This is a genomic window from Paenibacillus sp. RC21, from assembly GCF_044907935.1.
Lineage (GTDB): Bacteria > Bacillota > Bacilli > Paenibacillales > Paenibacillaceae > Paenibacillus > Paenibacillus terrae_A.
Genome location: NZ_JBIYCS010000004.1, coordinates 530,731 through 548,716 on the forward strand (window position 1 = coordinate 530,731; position 17,986 = coordinate 548,716).

Genomic DNA, 17,986 nt, shown 5'->3' on the forward strand with positions numbered 1-17,986 from the left:
GATTGCTCACGTAGTTCTTAGAGTAAGGTCCCCTGCTCCCTCTTACGCGCCCCTTACAACAGTTAATTGCAATAAAGCACAACAATGATTACTATTCTAAAATATAAAAAACTAAAAACATATAGTTCATAGTATTTATTTCATAGATGTATAAATATGAATAATAAGTTGCGTATTTACAAACTATTCAAAACCAATCCCCAAATTGGGGCTACTACCGACAGATTTGGTAATTTCCTAGTTTGCGTATACTATATGGAGAGTGAATTGAAAAACACTTATCTTACCATAGGTCAATATAGCTATAATCCGGTGTATTATGGAACGAAGGAAAGGATATGACAAATCAAATGGACAATACCCTTACAACAGAACAACAAATTGCAGCATGGATGGTCGAGCAAATTCGGGAAGTGGGAACCTTGAAACAAGAAGACGCGATTGCATATGTACGCTCTGAGTATGGAGAGCAGTATGTGTTTATAAGTGAGCACGGTCATGTATCTCTCGAAAAGGAAATCAAAAAAGCGTTTCGCAAGCTTCATGGCGGTAAAATCGCCTGGGATCGTGACGGATTCCTCTGGGCCTGGACGTAACAAGCAAAAGCATCTGCCATAGGCAGGTGTTTTTTTGATAATTTATATATATTTTTTCTGGAGTTGGCTGATTTGCCCCTTCACAAAATGCCGAAGGGTTGCAGGCTCTACGATTTCAACCCGGCCAATCCAATCCATTGCATCACGACAGGCCGCTTCATAACTGTACATGTTTACGGTCAGAAGCAAATGGCTTCCTTCCTGTGCGGACTGGAGAATTTCCAGTCTTTTCGCTACGATTCCAGCTTGCGCCTCATTCGTCCGGATCACAACCGGGTAGTATTCTTTCTCTCTGCACAACTCCTTAAATGTTGTTTCTTGCTTCGTCCAGTGATTTTCCAGCGAAAAATCCACAGGAACCTCAAAGAACTCCGCAGACGGCTTAACCTTAACCGCCATGATTCGCCCGCACTTAAAGGTCCGAATCTCCTGCCCAGCTTCACAAAAGGCAATGAGATACCAATCTCCCTTTTTCACCACAAGTCCATAGGGATGTATATGCCGTGAAGAACAGACTCCGTCCGCTCTACGGTACTGAATGGTTATTTTATAAGACCCCCATACCGCAGCTCTCACGACCTCAAGGCAGGGAATCGCTACGCGCTCCGTCCACCAGGGCGTATCATCAAAATAAAACCGCGCTTTGGCCTTCCGAATATCTGACTGATAAGAGTCTGGCATTGTCTGTTCCAGTTTGAGCAGTGCATTTTTCAGCTTCAAGCCCGATTCCGTTGGCCCGCCTGTATAAATGCCCATACCCGTTAAGTACAACTGAATGACATCACCGCCATTTAACTGTTTAAGGTTCGCCGTATAGCCCTCCATCAAGTAAATTCCGCCCTTTGGGCCCGTTGCAGTAACAATCGGAACCCCGGCTTCAGCCAAAAGGTCGATATCCCTGTAGATTGAGCGTACAGAGGTTTCCAGTGCGGATGCCAATTCCTTGGCCTTCATTCTTCCTCTGGATTCGATACATAATAAAATCGCAATCAAACGATGCAGTCTCACAATCATACCTCCACCATAGATGGTTAATCCGAATTGAACAGATAGTACATAGATTGTTGACACCCCGTTGGCAAAAATAGGAGCGTATCATAGAAGTAAAGGGGTGTAATAGATAATGAATATTGGAATATTGGGGACGGGATTCGGTTCGTATCATGCGTCACTTTTAAACAACCATGCCCAGGTGAACAGAATCGTCGTATACGGAAGAAATGAAACCAAACTGCACAAGCTGAAAAAGGAGCTGAACGTAGAGGTTACACAAAATATAGAGGATATTCTGCTTGATCCATTCGTAGACATCGTCGATATATGCCTGCCCTCTCATGCACACAGGTCACATGCCGTTGATGCGTTGAAGCACGGAAAGCATGTATTTTGTGAAACACCGGTTTGCCTTAATCTCGAAGACACTCTCCTTATACAACAGGCTGAGCAGCAATATGGCAAAAAGGTTCTCGTCAACCAGTTCATTAAGTTTGATCCTGCCTATACCTTTCTTTATGAGGCTCACCGTCAACAAAAATACGGGAAGCTCATTTCCTTGTCCTTGAAAAGAGAAACGCCTCCCCTATGGGGGAACCTTGGGCTAAGCTCCATCCCTACTCAGTTCATGATTCATGAGCTGGATTTACTCACATGGCTGTTGGGACCCAGTGACCCGTGTACAGTCTGGGGTACAGAGGTGGTCAATCCTGAGCAGGCGCAGGTTCGGGCCTATTTTCAGCATCAGGATACGTTCACAGAAGTCATCGCTTCTTCCCATATGCCAGGAGGTTACCCGTTCACGGTGGCCTATGAAGCTTATTTTGAAAAGGCCAAGCTGGTATTTCATGAAAGCGACGAAAACGATCTTATACCCACCGCATTATATGAGTATACCGCATCAGGGCAGCAAAAAATCAACCTCGAATCTGTCAATCCATACGAAAAAAGTTTAGAGCATGCACTTGAATGCTTTGGCGGACATTCAGAATGCCAGATTCCACTGGAGTCAGCAGTACAATCGTTGGAACTGGCTATTCAGATTCAAAATAGACTGGGGCAGACTCAGCGTTAGCCAGTTGCCCCTTTTACCTGTTCTGATTGCCTGTTCCTGTTGCGGAAACCAGCCTCCCTTCCTTACAGGGAGGCTGTGGCTGTATCCGTAGGCAAGGAAACCTCGTCCGCATAGTTCGTGGCCATAATTTTTGCTACTCCCGCAGGGTCAGTGGTCTGACCCAACGCCCACATCATTTTAGTCACAAGTGCCTCCGTCGTCATGTCATAACCCGGAATAACACCCTTTTCCAGCACCTTCTGCCCCACCTCGTAAATCGTCAGATCGCCGCCCTCATAAGGACATTGGGTGGTCACGACGATACTCATGCCATCCTTCATTAATTCCTCAATTTTGCTGATCAGGCTTCTTTCCTTGAAGGGCACGCCACCCATGCCAAAGCCCTCAATCACGATCCCTTTATAGCCCAAACCCTGAATGGCATCGAAAATCGCCGGATTCGTACCCGGAATCAGTCTGAGCAGAAATACCTCCGAAGCATACACGTCATTGTACGGATGGAGAACTGTACCGCGATTCGCAAATACGCCCTCTGTATAGACCACCTTCCCGTCTTCCACGAGGCCGATATACGGATAGTTAATACTCTCAAAAGCGTTATAGCTGCGCGTTCTGATTTTGGAGCTGCGGCTGCCGTTGATGATTTTGCCGTTAAATACGACAAATACTCCCGCTACCTCGCCACATGCGGTCAGGAACGAGTCGATTACATTTTTTTTGGAATCACTGTGCTCAGCCAGAATGGACACCTGCGACCCCGTCACCACAACAGGCTTGTCTACGGTCCCCAACATGAAGCTCAAAGCCGAAGCCGTATAAGCCATCGTATCCGTGCCATGGGCAATGACGATGCCGTCGTACTGATCGAGGGAACGATGTACCATTCGGGCGATGGAGGCCCAATCCTCCGGTTGTGTGTTCGTGCTATCAATGCTCATCAGATTATGGGCATCAATTTCACAGATTTCCTTCAACTCTGGAATTTCCGCCAAAATATTTTCAGCCGATTGGGTCGGCGTCAGGCCATTTTCCTGATAGGAGGAAGAAATCGTCCCTCCTGTATTAATGAATAGAACCTTTTTCATGTACCCTTGTTCCTTCCCGATTACATCTTCACTTTATTGTTCTTAGAATTTATCATGAATAAGTGTGAGAAGCTACTTTGCTAAGGAAAAGAATGAATGAAGAATGGTGCGTTCATAAATCTGGAGCTGCAATTCTACATGTCTAGTTTCCAATCATGATCGAGCTAACTTTGATCCGAAAAGGGGAAATAGATTATAGGGCAATATTTTGACTAATCTTTTTCGATAAAAAACAAAAGAGCCAAGTGCAAAATACACTTGTCCCTTTTATTCGGAGAAACGGTATTTAGTTAAGTGAATCCACCAGCGTCTTCAATTGCGGATTGAGCTTCAGCGCATTCAGGATGATTTGCAGAGCTTCTGCACGTGTGGAGTTGCTCTTGGGATCAAACTTTCCATCTGCTCTACCGCTGATGATACCTGCTTGTGCTTCAGCTTTGATCTCGTTTGCTGCATAAGAACCCTTCAAGTCATCGAAATTGCCTTTGGTGGTGTCCTTCGATACGTTGTTAAGGTTTAAGATGCGGGATAAAAGAACAACCATTTCCTCCCGGGTGATCGTGTTATCCGGCTTGAACGTACCGTCCTCATATCCGCTGATGACCCCAGCCTCTACAAGTTTCTTGATTGCGTCTTTTGCCCAGTGGCTGCCAACGTCCTTCAATGCGACACTCGTATTGTTGCCACCTTTGATATCGAACACGCTACTCAGAATCACTGCAAATTCAGCGCGTGTAATCTTACCATCCGGCTTGAACTTACCATCGTTGTAACCTTCAATCACATGCAGCTTTACGAAAGTATCGATAGTCTTTTCAGCCCAGTGCCCTTTAGTGTCCGAAAGAGTTAATGTAACCGGAGTTTTTTTAGCTTCCTGAATCCGAGTCTCAATGTTCTTAATAACATTGACGTCACCCTTCACTACATCTGACTTGAACACATCCTTTGCAGGATCAGGTGTCGGAGCCGGTACAGGTGCAGGAGCCGGTACAGGAGTCGGTACAGGTGCAGGAGTCAGATTAGTGTCAGTTGTAGTAGAACTACCACCACGGCTAGAAGAACGTTTGTCGATCGTAATGACCTTCGTTCCCACAACACCTGATCCATCACGAGCAACTGCCTGAATTGTAATAGTACCAGCTTGAGTGGCAACAAGTACACCATCAGCATTGATCGTTGCTTCCCCTGTACCAGGAATTACCGACCAGCTAAAGGTTTTATCCGTTGCATTGTCAGGAGTTACATTTGCCTTAAATTGAAGAGAGTCTCCAACGGACATTGTTCCACTAGCGCCGGACACTGTGATAGCAGTAACCAACCGGGGAGCCCGTGTGACATTGACCGTATAGCTTTTCGTCGTTCCATCCTGTGCAGTCACTACAAAGCTAATGATATTTGACCCCACACTTAGACTAATCGGATTGTTAACCGGAGTCCCATTGAGCTGTAAAGCAGCCGTCGCGTGGCTATCAGTAGTTGTATACGTAGCTGTCGTGACCGAAACATCGTTAGGCACAGTTGCAGTATAGGCGTACACACTTTCACTTACCGTTTGATCGAGCGTAATGCCGCTTAAATTCAGCGAGCTTAAGGCAGCATGATTTGAACCAGCTCGTGTAACAGTTACCTCATAGCTTTTCGTCGTTCCATCCTGTGCAGTCACTACAATGCTAATGACATTAGATCCCACACTTAGATTAATCGGATTGTTAACTGGAGCCCCATTAAGCTGTAAAGCCGCTGTCGCGTGGCTATCAGTAGTTGTATACGTAGCTGTCGTGACCGAAACATCGTTAGGCACAGTTGCAGTATAGGCGTACACACTTCCAGTTACCGTTTGATCGAGCGTAATGCCGCTTAAATTCAGCGAGCTTAGTGTGGCATCCGAATAAACAGGAGGGTTCTGGCTACCAGCCATAGCCGTAGAAACCATGAAGGTACCGACCATAAAGGGACCATTGCTTAAAGCTATAGTCTGAATTACCTTATTATCGGATGTTCTGATTACGCTCATGTTGCTGCTGCTATAATTGACCGTAAAGGCTTTACTGCCATCAGCCGAAATACCGACCACATAGGGATTAGAACCAACCGCTACGGTGCTTTCCACTGTATTACTAGCGGTATTGATTACTGAAACAGTTCCAGAGCCACTATTAGCCACGTAAACCCTGCTCCCGTCGGGAGACACCTCAGTAGCCGATGGGTTGCTGCCCACAGGGACAGTTGCTTCCACCGTGTTGTCCACAACGTTGATGACAGAAACTGTATTGTTCCCTTGATTAGCTACATAAATCTTGGTACCCGCAGGATTAACCGAAAGACCATACGGGCGGGCTCCCGCCGTAATTTGACTGGTAATCGTATCGTTGGTAAAATCCACGACTGCTACTTTGTTAGCGCCAGACTGAGTCAGATAAAGCTTTTGGCCTGCCACTACCATGGCTACAGGACTTGATAATACACTTATTGTACCCGTAACTGTAAGCGTTGCTGTATTGATTACTGACAGTGTGTTGCTGCTCATATTAGCTACATAAGCTTTGCTGCCATCCGAGTTAAAGGCTACTCCGTGAGGTTGTGAGCCCACTGTTATTGTGCCGACCACCGTATCAGTAGCCGGATTAATCACAGAAACAGTTCCACTCGTTCTGTTGGTCACAAAAACCTGCGTACCGTTCGGGTTGAACGCTGCGCTATTGGGCTGACTCCCAACCGTAATTTTGCCCAATTCCACCGTACCGCTTTCCAAATCCACCACATCAACCTTGCCAGTATTGTAGCTTGTAATATAGGCTTTCTTTAATATGTCAGTAGTAGCCGCAGAAGCGGCATTAAAATTACCTAACAAAGTTGAAATCATACATAGAATAGCTATCACTGCCACAAGCTTCATTTTTTCTTTTCTAAACATTTTGTTCCCCCCTGATCGTTTCGCAGAATGAATTTTAAAGCGTTGAATCTAAACAAGTCTAAAAAAAGCAAAAAGAGAACCCATAAGAGACCGACTATTTTCGCCTATGCCTAACGTCCCCTTCTGGTCTTTCCGTTGCAGGATCTCTGCTTGCTAACATCTGATTCATGTATCGGCTGAACAATACCGTCTTCATTGCGGAATGGGGATGCCCCCGCTTTCCACATTTGATAGTTTCCATAATCTTATATATATTTCTAGTGCTATCTACTGTCGCTACTTACGTGTTTCTGCTCGTCCTGATTATATATCGTGATTGAAATGCTCGATTTGCCAGAACTCCCAACAGTATCGCTTGATTCACTCGCCCCATATTGCCTCCCCCCATTGCAACATTCTATCAAACTGTTCTCACAAAATTCTCACAAAACCACGAATAATGTCGAAAAAAAAGAGACTATTCCCTAATAGACTCTTCAACTGGGAATAATCACTTTCTTATTAATCCAGTATTCAGTTTTCGGTAAAAACGGTCGGACAAGATTACTCCAAATACGACGCCTTCTGGCTTCTCAGCTCCTGCGGCGGCTCCAGCCCCAGTTCCTTGCGATAAGAAGCCTCGAACTGCGCGTAATGCCTGACGATTTTCTCCTTGTCCCCACTGCTTGCATAGATGCTCAACAAAGTCTGATTCATCTCCTCATGCAGGGGATACATGGTCAAATACGAATCAATCTTCTGCTCCGCCTTTTTCCAATCCTCCCTGGCGAGATCCTGCTGGATCAAGCTGCGTACAAGCGATGTGTACTGTTTGCAGAATACTTCCTCCAGCGGAGATTTCCAGAAGTAATCTTTTCTATCCAGTAGCGGACCTTTGTAGAGCGAGCATACATGTTCCGCTTGCGCCGCATCCTGAAATCCTCCCACAAGAGAAAAGTCATACCGCTCATATTCCAGCACATCGTACGTTCGATCCGATGGTTCCAGCATGTATCCTTCGTTCGTTTTCTGAATCTCCATGCCGATCTCTTGCTCTTTCAACAGTTTCTTTAAACGATACATCGTGTTGTGCAAATTATGCGACGCGCGGTCCTCGCTCATATCCGGCCACAGCAATTCCGCCAATCGCCACTTGTTGAGATTCTGACCCGGATGGCAGAGGAAATAAGCGAATAACTCCTCCGTCTTGCGTGTCGGAAAGCGGATTAGCGATCCTTCCCGACTTCGGACCTCGAATCCTCCAAAGCACCGAATCGAGGCAAGCCCCACCTGCTGTTCAGCATTGCCGACAGGTCGATGCAGCTTGACCAGCCGGTTTGCGATCCGCTCGATCGCCGCGGGTGTCACAGGCTTCAAAATATAGTCGAAGGCATAAACCTTGAATGCATCCAGCGCATAATGCTTGTAAGCCGTCGTGAAGATGATTTTCGTCTGCTCCGACGCTTCGTTGATATTTTCCGCGAGTTCCAGCCCGTTCATCTTTGGCATTTCCACATCGAGGAAAGCGACATCCGGCCTAAGCTCAGACAGGCTGGCCAGCGCCTCAAGCGAGCTTGTAAAAGCACCTATGATCGTAAAGTACGGGTTTTGCCCGATGACATATTTCATTAAATTCAAAATCGGTATTTCGTCCTCCACAATGACCGCATTAAACAACCTCGCTCCTCCTCCGTTTACCCGAACCGATCTTTTCGTTATTCCTTACAGGCAAATACATCGTTATTTTAGTTCCTCTTCCCCTATCGGAGCTGATGTTTAGCGTTGCCCCTGGGAGAGAGTCCAGACGCTTGCGGATATTATGGATGCCGATGCCGCAATCCTGCAGGTCTCCTTTGGACATACGGTCCAACAGATCATCCGGTATGCCGACGCCGTCGTCTTCGACTACCACCCGGATATAACCGTCTCCCTCGTTGATCGCAAGCGTCACCTTGCCGTGTCCTTCCTTCTCGAACAAACCGTGCCGAATCGCATTCTCGACAAAAGGCTGGATGCATAAAGAAGGAATTTCCAAATGCTCTATACGGTTATCGTAGTGAAAGTCGTAGTCGAACCTCTCTCCGAAACGGGCTTTCTCAATCTCAACATACGCCTGGATTAACTCCATTTCCCGGTAGAGAGGGACGAACAGCGTGGAAGAATCCATATCCAGGATGTAGCGCAAATACTGACTGAGCATCGATAACAAGTACGCAGCTTTTTCCCCGTCCGTATAGCAAAATGAAATAACGCTGCTCAAGGCGTTGTAGAGAAAATGCGGTTTGATCTGCGCTTGATGGAACGCCAGCTCATTGCGAATCGCTTCTTGGAGCGATGTTTTCACAGCGATCAGGGTCTGGATTCTGGCAATGAGCGTTTCCGCCTCAAACGGCTTGGTCAAATAATCGTTCGCCCCGGCCCTGAAGCCGAGCGCGATGTCTTGCGGCGTATCCTTAACCGTTGCGAACAAAATGGGCAGATCGAGAATGGAGTAGCTGCTTCGCAGTCTCTGACACAGCTCAATGCCCGAGATCCCCGGCATCATCACATCGAGAATGACAAGATCGACTTGCGGGTACTCTTCTATTTTCTCCAATGCTTCTTTTGCTGAGAAAGCGGTGACGACATTGTAGCGATGCCGTTTCAAAATATTCAACAAGGTGTGGATATTGGAGGCTTCATCGTCAACAATCATTACGGTATGCTCGTGTCCATCCCAAATATTCAGCTCCTGATCCTTATCGGTATATCGCTGCTGCTCTTGCAACGCATATGCCGTTTCACGATTAGCCGGTACTTGGACTGCGCTTGGCAATGTAAACGTCATGCGTGTGCCTTGACCGACCTCCGACCAATCCACCCAAATTTCTCCACCCATGCGTTCGACCAACTTGCGGCTAATATACAAACCAACGCCCATTCCTGTATATCCATCCTTAGGCAGCGGCCCGTCAAGCTGCTCAAAATATTCGAAAATTACAGCATGTTTATCCTTAGGAATCCCTGTTCCAGTATCCTCGACAGAAATCGTAACAATTCCCTTGGCAACGCTCGACACCACCTTGATCGACCCTTTGTCTGTATGCTTAACGGCATTGCTGACCAGATTGTACATGATTTGACGCAGCCGATTCTCGTCCGCTTGCACCCAGACATCGGGATCGACTTGATTATCCAGTTGCACAGCTTTGCCCAAAAGCTCAAATTGCAGTACATCGAATACAATCTGTGTTACCATTCTGGCATCCACAGCGGTCGGATGCAGACTCAGTTCCCCGTGCCTCAAACGGGTAACATCGACTAAATCGTGAATGAGCATGGACAGCTTGATAGATGTATCCTTGATCAGCGAAAGATTCCGTTTTTGCTTCGGCGACAGATTTTTTTCCTCATCATCCAGTAAATAAGACGTCATATTCAGGATGCCATGCAGTGGAGTCTTGAGCTCGTGGGATGTGTTCATCAAAAACTCGTCCTTGAGCTGGTTGGAAACCGTCAATTGATAGGAAAGTAGCTCCGTCTTCTCATAAGCATTCGAGAATCGAACCACGAGCAGGATATTCATGATGATGATGAAACAAACTACTCCGAGTTTTCCCACCAGATCGGTCGAAACCATATTCTCCGAATAGAGGCTTCCGTCCACCAAAAAGATCATCATCGAAACGCTTCCGCCAATAAAAAGCATTAATTCCTTCCGATCGGATGAGCCGCCTTGGCTTTGAATGTACAGATACGCCATTCTGCCAATAATGTATAGGAAAACGATGATTAAGTAAAAAAAGAAAACGTATTTTCCCTGGATATGCACACGATAAGGCAACACGACAACCGCCGTAATATATAGGCCTAACGGAGTCAGTATCAGCTTCATCATCCGAGACGACATGAGGCGGGCTTCAACTGAACTGAAAAACAGGATGAGCACCACAGCGCCGACAAATTCGCTTAAATCCAGCAGCTTGTAAACAATATCAAAAGGGAGGCCAGGCAGTACCCTCTGTAAAATCTTTTCGCCAAAAAGTGCTTTTTCCAATAAAAGCAGCAGCAAATACAGCCCGCTGAGCCAATATGTTTTCTCTCTTCGCCCTAGCAGACAGAAGCTGAGATGATACACGCCAAACATGCCAAGAATCAAAATAATTCCGATATCGGTGCCGATCTGTATACTGTTTAGCTTCGTCACATCTTCAGCCAATCCGAATGGGATCGAGCCAGCAATACCACCGGTGACAAATACGTAGTTAGACACTTGAATTACAATGTCGATTTCTTTGGCATCCGTGTGAAAAAACGCGCTGTAGGGCGTATTTCCAGCCTGATGCTCCTTGATATCGACTGCTGGGCGCCCACTTTCGCCTTCTAACTTGCCGTTAATGAACAATCGATGGGAAAGGCGAATACTCCTTATTTTTAAACCTAAAACTTCATCCGTATCTTTAATAAGCACTTTCAACCGGTACGTACCATACCCTGTTCGGTTCATACCGCCATTCGCTGATTTTCCTTTCCACGTGCCAGGTACGGATAAATACGAGACCTCTGTACGCGTCCCTTCGCGAAAATCGGCAGGCTCCAGTAATTCATCTTCATAAAATTCCCACTCTCCATCCAGGTTGACCCATCCCTGCTTGTGGAAATCCCAATTCGACAAATCCAACACTCCCCGCTTCACAGGCGGCATGTCCTGATCCGGTATCGTTTGGGAATAAATAGCGACGAACAACACAATGGAGAGCGAAAAGATCAAGCCAATTCCGATGGCCTCACGATATTGCCCCCTTTTGATACATAGCTCCCCCTCGGAATTCATTTCAACACTTTTCATTCTATACATTACGTACTTCACAAAAAATCACAAGACTGATTTAAGTGACATTGGAAATAAGCGTGGGTGAGTACACAATTTATTTTACAGACTCTATGTGTACAAGCACGGATGGCTCAGTCATCTTTGAGGCTCAGCATGTAAAAGAAAAAGCAACCATCACAGAGGAAAGTCTGCGACAACTGCTTTCTGGCATTCAGGACCACATCTCCAGCCGAAACCTTCCTGCGATCAAGAAGTTCATCGACAGCTATGTAGAAAAGCTGATTGTCTACCAAGAGCATGTAGAAGTCATCTTTAAGCTACAAGTTGTGGATTTGTACGATAGAGGCGAGGGGGAGTGGATACCCCTGTCCGAAGATAACGACACATAAGCTTCTACGGATGTAATGACAGTTTTGATGTCACCCTACATAATATATCGCTAAAAATGTCGATATCACAGAGGAACTACCAGGTCCTTAAAAGATGTTTTGAAACAGTTGACAAAGCAACTACTGAATCATGGTCATATTGGAATGCAGGAGGATCTATAGTCTCTAACATCAATGGTAAGTACACAAAGATGAGCAGAGTTATTATGGGCATTGCAGAACAACCAAGTCAATTTGTTCTTGTCGCTAATCGTGATCCACTAGATTTACGAAAAGAGAATCTAGCTGTAGGAACAAAAGAAGTTATTAGTAAGGAGTCTTTTAAAGCACGACTTCAAGAGCTTGCTGCCCTACTCCCCGCACTCCCTAGAAAAGATGCAATAAAAATGCTATCTAATGACAAAAAAGATCAGGAGGCTTCAGCTGCTAATCTAAACCCTCCTGATACGGTGTACATTGAGAAAAATATTCTCACTGGGCATATTTCATTTACTGTTAAAGAAAAGAAGCGAGTACTTCTAAGTCTTAACGAACAAGATGCAACAGCCCTAATTGATATTTTTAAAGACCTCAATGTGAATATAGGCTAAACCATCTTAAACATAGCTGTCAATCAAAAGAGAATTAAAAAGAAGTGCCTCGGTTTCGAGTCTCTTCTTTTTAATTCCTTGACATTACATTCAGTATGTCTTTAAATTCGATATAGAAATACCCTTAACTATTCTTGCTCAAGCCTTTGATTTCCTGTTCCGTTAATCCAGTGGCCTTCACAATGGTCGTTATATCCAGATTCATTTCGAGCATATTCTTGGCCACTTTCTTAACACCTTCCATTTCTGCACTTTCCAGCATAGATGCCTCATCATGCAGATACTTCTGTCTGGCCTCATACAATCGTCTGGCATCCGAATTCTGACTCAAATATTGCAGGGTGTCCATCGCCTTCTCCAAACCTGGCTCATTCATCTTCAGCACCTCCCAATATGAAGTATCGGCACTTTTTAGAAACAACAGCCAATTGATCAATCCGCCTTCAGACGGAACGCTATGCTCATCCAGCTTAGGCAATTCCAAGAAATGAACCTCAATGTCATCAATCAAGGATATCCCTGTCCGGTCTTCCCGCAAATGAAATATGTTATGATATTGCTCATTCTTCAAGAACGAATAGTTTAAAATGTTGATCGTCACGCATTTCTTCAGTTCTCGGTACTTATCGCCCTCGCTGAGTTGACTCGCATATCGTTTGGACCAATAAAACAGCGTTCGTTTCTCAATATCATACTTATTAAAAAGCTGCATTTCTATATCAATTAGTTTACCTTCAGAGGTCTTGGCGTAAACATCAAAGATGGACTGTTTGTCGAGCGGATCATCTTTATCCGTATAGGGATTCATCAGGATGATCTCAGTCAGCGGCGGCTCGCCAGCTTCGGTGAAAATACGGTTAAGAAACGCCAGTAGCACATCCTTATTGTTCTCGCTGCCAAATATCCGTTTGAATACAAAATCTACACGTGGGTCAAGTAAATCCATCGTTATCAGCTCCATTCGTTATTATTATATCATTTTTCAAGGGTTTTGAGCCTTACAAAGGTGAGTAAAACCGCTCAGCTTGAATCAGCTTGCCGTGTTGGAACATATTAGGCATAAGTGAGCAGTTTAGTAAAAGAAAACTAAAAAGCTTTGGAGGTTTTAGAGAAGTAGTTTTAACGAATCGAAGTACGGATGAGGAGATATGGAAGGCGGCTATATTTAACACTGGTTACGTGACGGCCAAACTTGCCCCCCATCTTCGCATAGCATCAGTGAAACTCACTGTATTCATTAACCGCAAGCCCCAGAAATCGTGTTATAGCAAGCTTTCTAGCCGCCATGTATATAGCCCAAAACAGCCACTGAAATGAAAAAAGACACCATTTAAGGTGTCTTCACTGGTACTGCATATGGAGGTGAACCTTGTTGTACCCCGTTCCACGTATTTTACGAAGATACCGGTTGCTCCTGCGGCGCTCTCTGTACCAACGCTTTGCCCAGGAATTGTCGTGTCCGTTCTTCCTTCGGATTGGTGAAAAACTGCTCCACCAGGCCCTGCTCCACGATCACACCATGCTCCATCAGCACGACCCGATCCGCGACATCCCTCGCAAAGCCAAGCTCATGCGTGACGATAATCATCGTATTACCTTCACTCGCTACCTTTTGAATCACCGACAGCACCTCATCCACCAGCTCAGGGTCGAGTGAGGACGTTGGTTCGTCGAACAGCAACACCTGCGGATTTAGTGCCAAAGCGCGGGCAATTGCCACACGCTGCTGCTGTCCACCCGAAAGCTGGGCAGGGTAGTAGGTCATGCGATCCTTCAACCCGACCTTTTCCAGAATGCCTTCACTGATCTCCCTCGCCTGCTTGCGGTCCAGCTTTTTGACACTGGTCAGGCCGATCATGACATTGTGGAGGGCATTCAGGTTTTTGAACAGTTGGTATTGCTGAAATACCATCGCCGTTGCCGTGCGCAGTCCGAGAATGTCCTTTTTCCCCGCCTTGGCTGCATCCACCTTCACACCGTCGATCTCAATGACACCGCTGGTCGGCTGCTCCAAGAAATTGATGCTGCGCAGCAATGTGGACTTGCCCGATCCGCTTGGCCCCAGAATAACCACGACTTCTCCCTTGCCTACGGTCAGGTCTATTCCCTTCAACACATGATGTTGTCCAAAATGCTTATGAATTTGATGAAGTTGAATCATGCTCTTACTCACTTCTTTCGTAAATTCGAATACGCTTCTCCAGCACAACAAGCCCGCGCTCAATAATGATGCACACCAGCCAGTAGATCAGGGACACCGCAACGTATACCTCAAAAAAGGCCAGCGCCCGCGCGCCCATAATTTTGGCCTGTCCCATCATATCAACGACACCAATCATAAAGATAAAAGACGTATCCTTTACCGTACTAATCAGCGTGTTCCCCAAATTGGGCAAAGCCACCGTTAGCGCCTGTGGCAGCACAATTTTAAGCATAATCTGTGTTTGGCTCATCCCGATGGAATTGGCAGCCTCAAATTGCCCACGATCCACCGAATTAATCGCCGCTCGGAACGTCTCCGACAGATAACCCCCGAGATTCAACGAAAATGACAACAGTGCGAAAATCTCGGGTGGAATCACGTAGATATTTAATTGTTGCAAGAAACCGTATTCGCTCTGAAAATAATATAAAAACTTGGGTATTCCATAATATACGAGAAATAACTGCACGATGAGCGGCGTTCCCCGAATGTACGAGACATACAACGTAGACAATTGCGCCAATACAGGCACCTTGTATATCCGAATTAAGGCCGTCCCCAACCCGATGATCGAACCCAGCAGCATGGACAAAAATGCAATCCATAGCGTAACGGGGAGATACTCCACGATCCGGGGAAGGCTTTTCAGCATATAATCAAGGTCAAACAGCTTTTCCATAGGAACCTCACTTTACCCATTACATTGTTGTTACTGCGGGATATATTCCCCGCCTGTCCATTGTTCAGACAGCTTTTTCAGCGTTCCGTCCGTTTTAAGCTCTTTAATAATCGGGTCGATTTTAGCTTTCAGCTCTTCGCTCTGCTTATCCTTTTTGAACACCAGATTGATATCATCCGTTTGCACAGGATCACCTATCGCTTCGACCTGCAAACCTTCCTTCTTGATCGTAGCAGCCGTCATGACTGGATCATTCACATAAGCGTCCACCCGGCCATTTTGCACGTCTTGAAGGTTATCGGACGAAGTGCCTGTATCATTGTATTTCAAAATAATTTTATTCCCATTCTTCGCATTATATTGTTCCAGCAATTGTGTGTAGGAATCGCCTACTGATGCAGCTACCTTCTTGCCTTCCAAATCCTTGAGAGAGTGTATATCCGTTCTGCCTTTTTTCACAACAATGACGGATTGTGCCTGAAAGTAGGATTCATCCGAGAACAAATATTTTTGCTCACGCTCAGGATTTTTGGCGACTTCATCTGCTACGACCTGAATCTTGTTCGATTCCAGCGCCAGGAAAATTCCGTCCCAGCCGGAAGGTACAAACTCAAACTTGTAGCCGTCCAGCTTCTTGTCGATCTCCTTGACCACTTCTACATCGTATCCGGTCAGCTCATTTTTATCATTCGTAAAAGCGAACGGCGGGTAGTCATTTTGTGTGCCCACATAAATAACCTTATCCCCCGATGCTGCTTCCTTCGAGGAACACCCACTCAAGGCTCCCGTCAATAGCACGAGAGATAGGCCAATCGCTGCAACAAAAGCAGATTTCTTCATATGTGATACCCCTTCTTAATCCAAGTAATTTACTATGATTTTATATTATAACGAGTTATTCAAATAATACAACAGGTAAATTTGATTTCAATTACTTATCCATATGTTGCACAAAAAAAAGGACCCTTGCGGGTCAACTCTCATTCATGGAGTGAAAGACGGTCTGCTGGATGTTCCGGCAATATGGACGAGATCAACCGTTGCACAGCCGGATGAGCGGATTCAAAAATCTGGTCCTTCTCGTCACAGCGCTCGATCAATCTCCCCTTCTCCATCACAGCAAAGCCATCACAGACGGCGTAAGCCGCCCGAATATCATGTGTGATGAATAGATACGACAATCCAAACGAGGATTTCAGCTCTCCCAGCAGGGATAAAATGTGCATCTGGTGAACCATATCCAGGCTACTGACGGACTCATCCAGCACAATTAGCTTTGGTTTGAGTGCAATCGCCCGGGCGATGTTGATTCGCTGCAATTGTCCGCCGCTGAATTGATGCGGAAGTTTATTCCTATCCTCCGGCTTGAGACCAACTCGTTCCAGCAGGTGCTCAACCGTTCTCTTTTGCTCCTGCACCGATAACCGCTCGTAATTGTCCAGAGGCTCCCCGATAATCTGTCCGGCGGTCATCCGGGGATTTACAGCCGAATAACAGTCCTGAAATACGACCTGCATATCCCGTCGCAGCCCCCTGCGGGCTTGTGTGCTTCCATTATAAATGTCCTGACCCTGAAACAGTACCCGGCCCTCCTGTGGCTTCTCCAGCCCCAGAATGACCTTGCCCAGCGTGCTTTTACCCGCTCCGCTGGTTCCAAGCAATCCCAGGCAAAATCCGCTCTCTATGGTAAGCGAAACGTCCGCCAGCACAGGGGGGCGTGGTTCGGAGCGGCCCGACCATTTGCGCCTTCCATAGCTATGAGTTACTTCCTTCACTTGTAACACGCGCATTCGCTCCCCTTTTGAAAGTATAACCGTCCACAGGCGACTACTCGCCTACCTGATTCACGCCCCGTAGGGACAACTTGGGCCTGGCATGCAGCAGCATTTTCGTATAATCATGCTGTGGCTGATCGAACAACTGATGAACCTCCGCCTGCTCAACGATACGTCCCCGCTGCATGACAGCCACTTCATCCGCCATTTGGGATATGACGCCCAGATCATGCGAGATCAGCAAAATGGAAGTGTCGTATTCCGTACGCAAGCGATTCAGCTCTCTTAGCACCTGTAGCTGATTAACGACATCGAGCGCCGTCGTTGGTTCATCTGCAATAACTACCGCTGGCCGCAGGCACATAGAAATGGCAATCATGACCCGTTGCAGCATCCCCCCGCTCAACTGAAACGAATAACGTTTCATCAGCTTGGCCGGGTCGGGCAGATTCATGTTTTCCAAAGCTGATATGGCAAGGTCGCGGGCCTGTCGTGTGGTCAACCCGGTGTGCGTGCGGATCGTTTCCATAAACTGAGACCCAATCGTATACACCGGCGTAAAGGCGCTCATTGGATTTTGCATAATAAACGCGATGTCTTTGCCCCGAATACGCCGTATCTCCTCTGAAGCCATTCCATTCAGCTCGCGCCCGTTCAGACGGACACTGCCTTCCACGTCCATCGTCTGGCGATCCAGCAACTGGAGCAGCGCGTTACAGGTTACCGTTTTGCCGCTGCCACTCTCGCCGACAAGACCAAGAACCTGTCCCTTTTTCAGCTCAAAATGGATCGGCTCCAGCAGAGACACCGCCCCTGCATCGGTTTTGAGCTTCACCTGCAAGCCGCTGACCTCCAGCACCTTCGACTTCGCCCCGTCATCCATCGTTGTTCTCAC

At 46.4% G+C, this 17,986-nt stretch carries 15 protein-coding genes; 4 read left to right on the forward strand and 11 right to left on the reverse strand.

Annotated features, from left to right (window positions below; translation table 11 throughout):
- The first annotated feature begins 350 nt into the window (after positions 1–350).
- Positions 351–596, forward strand: coding sequence for a DUF6953 family protein (locus tag ABIA61_RS15920; protein WP_283656347.1), 246 nt, complete (start codon positions 351–353; stop codon positions 594–596).
- A gap of 42 nt (positions 597–638) precedes the next feature.
- On the opposite strand, the gene ABIA61_RS15925 is transcribed toward ABIA61_RS15920, so the two are convergent.
- A complete protein-coding gene (locus tag ABIA61_RS15925) occupies positions 639–1,667 on the reverse strand; it encodes a helix-turn-helix transcriptional regulator (protein ID WP_483874944.1) in 1,029 nt (342 codons plus the stop codon).
- 49 nt (positions 1,668–1,716) lie between these two features.
- Between ABIA61_RS15925 and ABIA61_RS15930 the strand changes: the two genes are divergently transcribed.
- Positions 1,717–2,664 (forward strand): Gfo/Idh/MocA family protein, encoded by a 948-nt coding sequence (locus ABIA61_RS15930; protein ID WP_404520647.1) that lies wholly within the window; start codon positions 1,717–1,719, stop codon positions 2,662–2,664.
- Positions 2,665–2,726: 62 nt separating this feature from the next.
- Here the strand turns inward: ABIA61_RS15930 and ABIA61_RS15935 are convergent, their stop codons facing one another.
- From ABIA61_RS15935 to ABIA61_RS15950, 4 genes are all read right to left on the reverse strand, one after another.
- On the reverse strand, positions 2,727–3,749 hold the full coding sequence (locus tag ABIA61_RS15935) for an asparaginase (protein ID WP_283653859.1): 1,023 nt from the start codon (positions 3,747–3,749) through the stop codon (positions 2,727–2,729).
- Between the two features lie 286 nt (positions 3,750–4,035).
- A complete protein-coding gene (locus ABIA61_RS15940; RefSeq protein WP_404520534.1) occupies positions 4,036–6,663 on the reverse strand; it encodes an S-layer homology domain-containing protein in 2,628 nt (875 codons plus the stop codon).
- Between the two features lie 543 nt (positions 6,664–7,206).
- Positions 7,207–8,319, reverse strand: a complete 1,113-nt coding sequence (locus tag ABIA61_RS15945) for a response regulator (RefSeq protein ID WP_404580985.1) — start codon at positions 8,317–8,319, stop codon at positions 7,207–7,209.
- A complete protein-coding gene (locus ABIA61_RS15950; RefSeq protein WP_483874945.1) occupies positions 8,312–11,470 on the reverse strand; it encodes an ATP-binding protein in 3,159 nt (1,052 codons plus the stop codon). Before ABIA61_RS15950 ends, ABIA61_RS15945 begins: the two co-directional genes overlap by 8 nt.
- Positions 11,471–11,565: 95 nt before the next feature.
- Here ABIA61_RS15950 and ABIA61_RS15955 point away from each other — a divergent pair, with 95 nt between their 5' ends.
- Positions 11,566–11,844 (forward strand): hypothetical protein, encoded by a 279-nt coding sequence (locus ABIA61_RS15955; RefSeq protein ID WP_404580986.1) that lies wholly within the window; start codon positions 11,566–11,568, stop codon positions 11,842–11,844.
- A 206-nt stretch (positions 11,845–12,050) separates the two neighbouring features.
- Complete coding sequence (locus ABIA61_RS15960; RefSeq protein ID WP_283653863.1) at positions 12,051–12,434, forward strand: hypothetical protein; 384 nt, start codon at positions 12,051–12,053, stop codon at positions 12,432–12,434.
- A 124-nt stretch (positions 12,435–12,558) separates the two neighbouring features.
- On the opposite strand, the gene ABIA61_RS15965 is transcribed toward ABIA61_RS15960, so the two are convergent.
- The 6 genes from ABIA61_RS15965 to nikD form a co-directional block, all read right to left on the reverse strand.
- The gene (locus tag ABIA61_RS15965; protein ID WP_481857682.1) at positions 12,559–13,395 is read right to left on the reverse strand and encodes an Rpn family recombination-promoting nuclease/putative transposase; all 837 of its coding nucleotides are present in this window, start codon (positions 13,393–13,395) and stop codon (positions 12,559–12,561) included.
- Between the two features lie 432 nt (positions 13,396–13,827).
- Positions 13,828–14,595 carry an amino acid ABC transporter ATP-binding protein gene (locus ABIA61_RS15970; protein ID WP_404580987.1) on the reverse strand — a complete coding sequence of 256 codons (768 nt, stop codon included), beginning with the start codon at positions 14,593–14,595 and terminating at the stop codon, positions 13,828–13,830.
- Between the two features lie 4 nt (positions 14,596–14,599).
- Positions 14,600–15,316: an amino acid ABC transporter permease gene (locus ABIA61_RS15975; RefSeq protein ID WP_149094332.1), complete on the reverse strand. Its 717-nt coding sequence runs from the start codon at positions 15,314–15,316 to the stop codon at positions 14,600–14,602.
- A 30-nt stretch (positions 15,317–15,346) separates the two neighbouring features.
- Complete coding sequence (locus ABIA61_RS15980) at positions 15,347–16,156, reverse strand: transporter substrate-binding domain-containing protein (protein ID WP_283653867.1); 810 nt, start codon at positions 16,154–16,156, stop codon at positions 15,347–15,349.
- Positions 16,157–16,296: 140 nt separating this feature from the next.
- Positions 16,297–17,106, reverse strand: coding sequence for a nickel import ATP-binding protein NikE (gene nikE / locus ABIA61_RS15985; RefSeq protein ID WP_283653868.1), 810 nt, complete (start codon positions 17,104–17,106; stop codon positions 16,297–16,299).
- 37 nt (positions 17,107–17,143) lie between these two features.
- Complete coding sequence (nikD, locus tag ABIA61_RS15990) at positions 17,144–17,974, reverse strand: nickel import ATP-binding protein NikD (RefSeq protein ID WP_404520542.1); 831 nt, start codon at positions 17,972–17,974, stop codon at positions 17,144–17,146.
- Between the last annotated feature and the right edge of the window lie 12 nt (positions 17,975–17,986).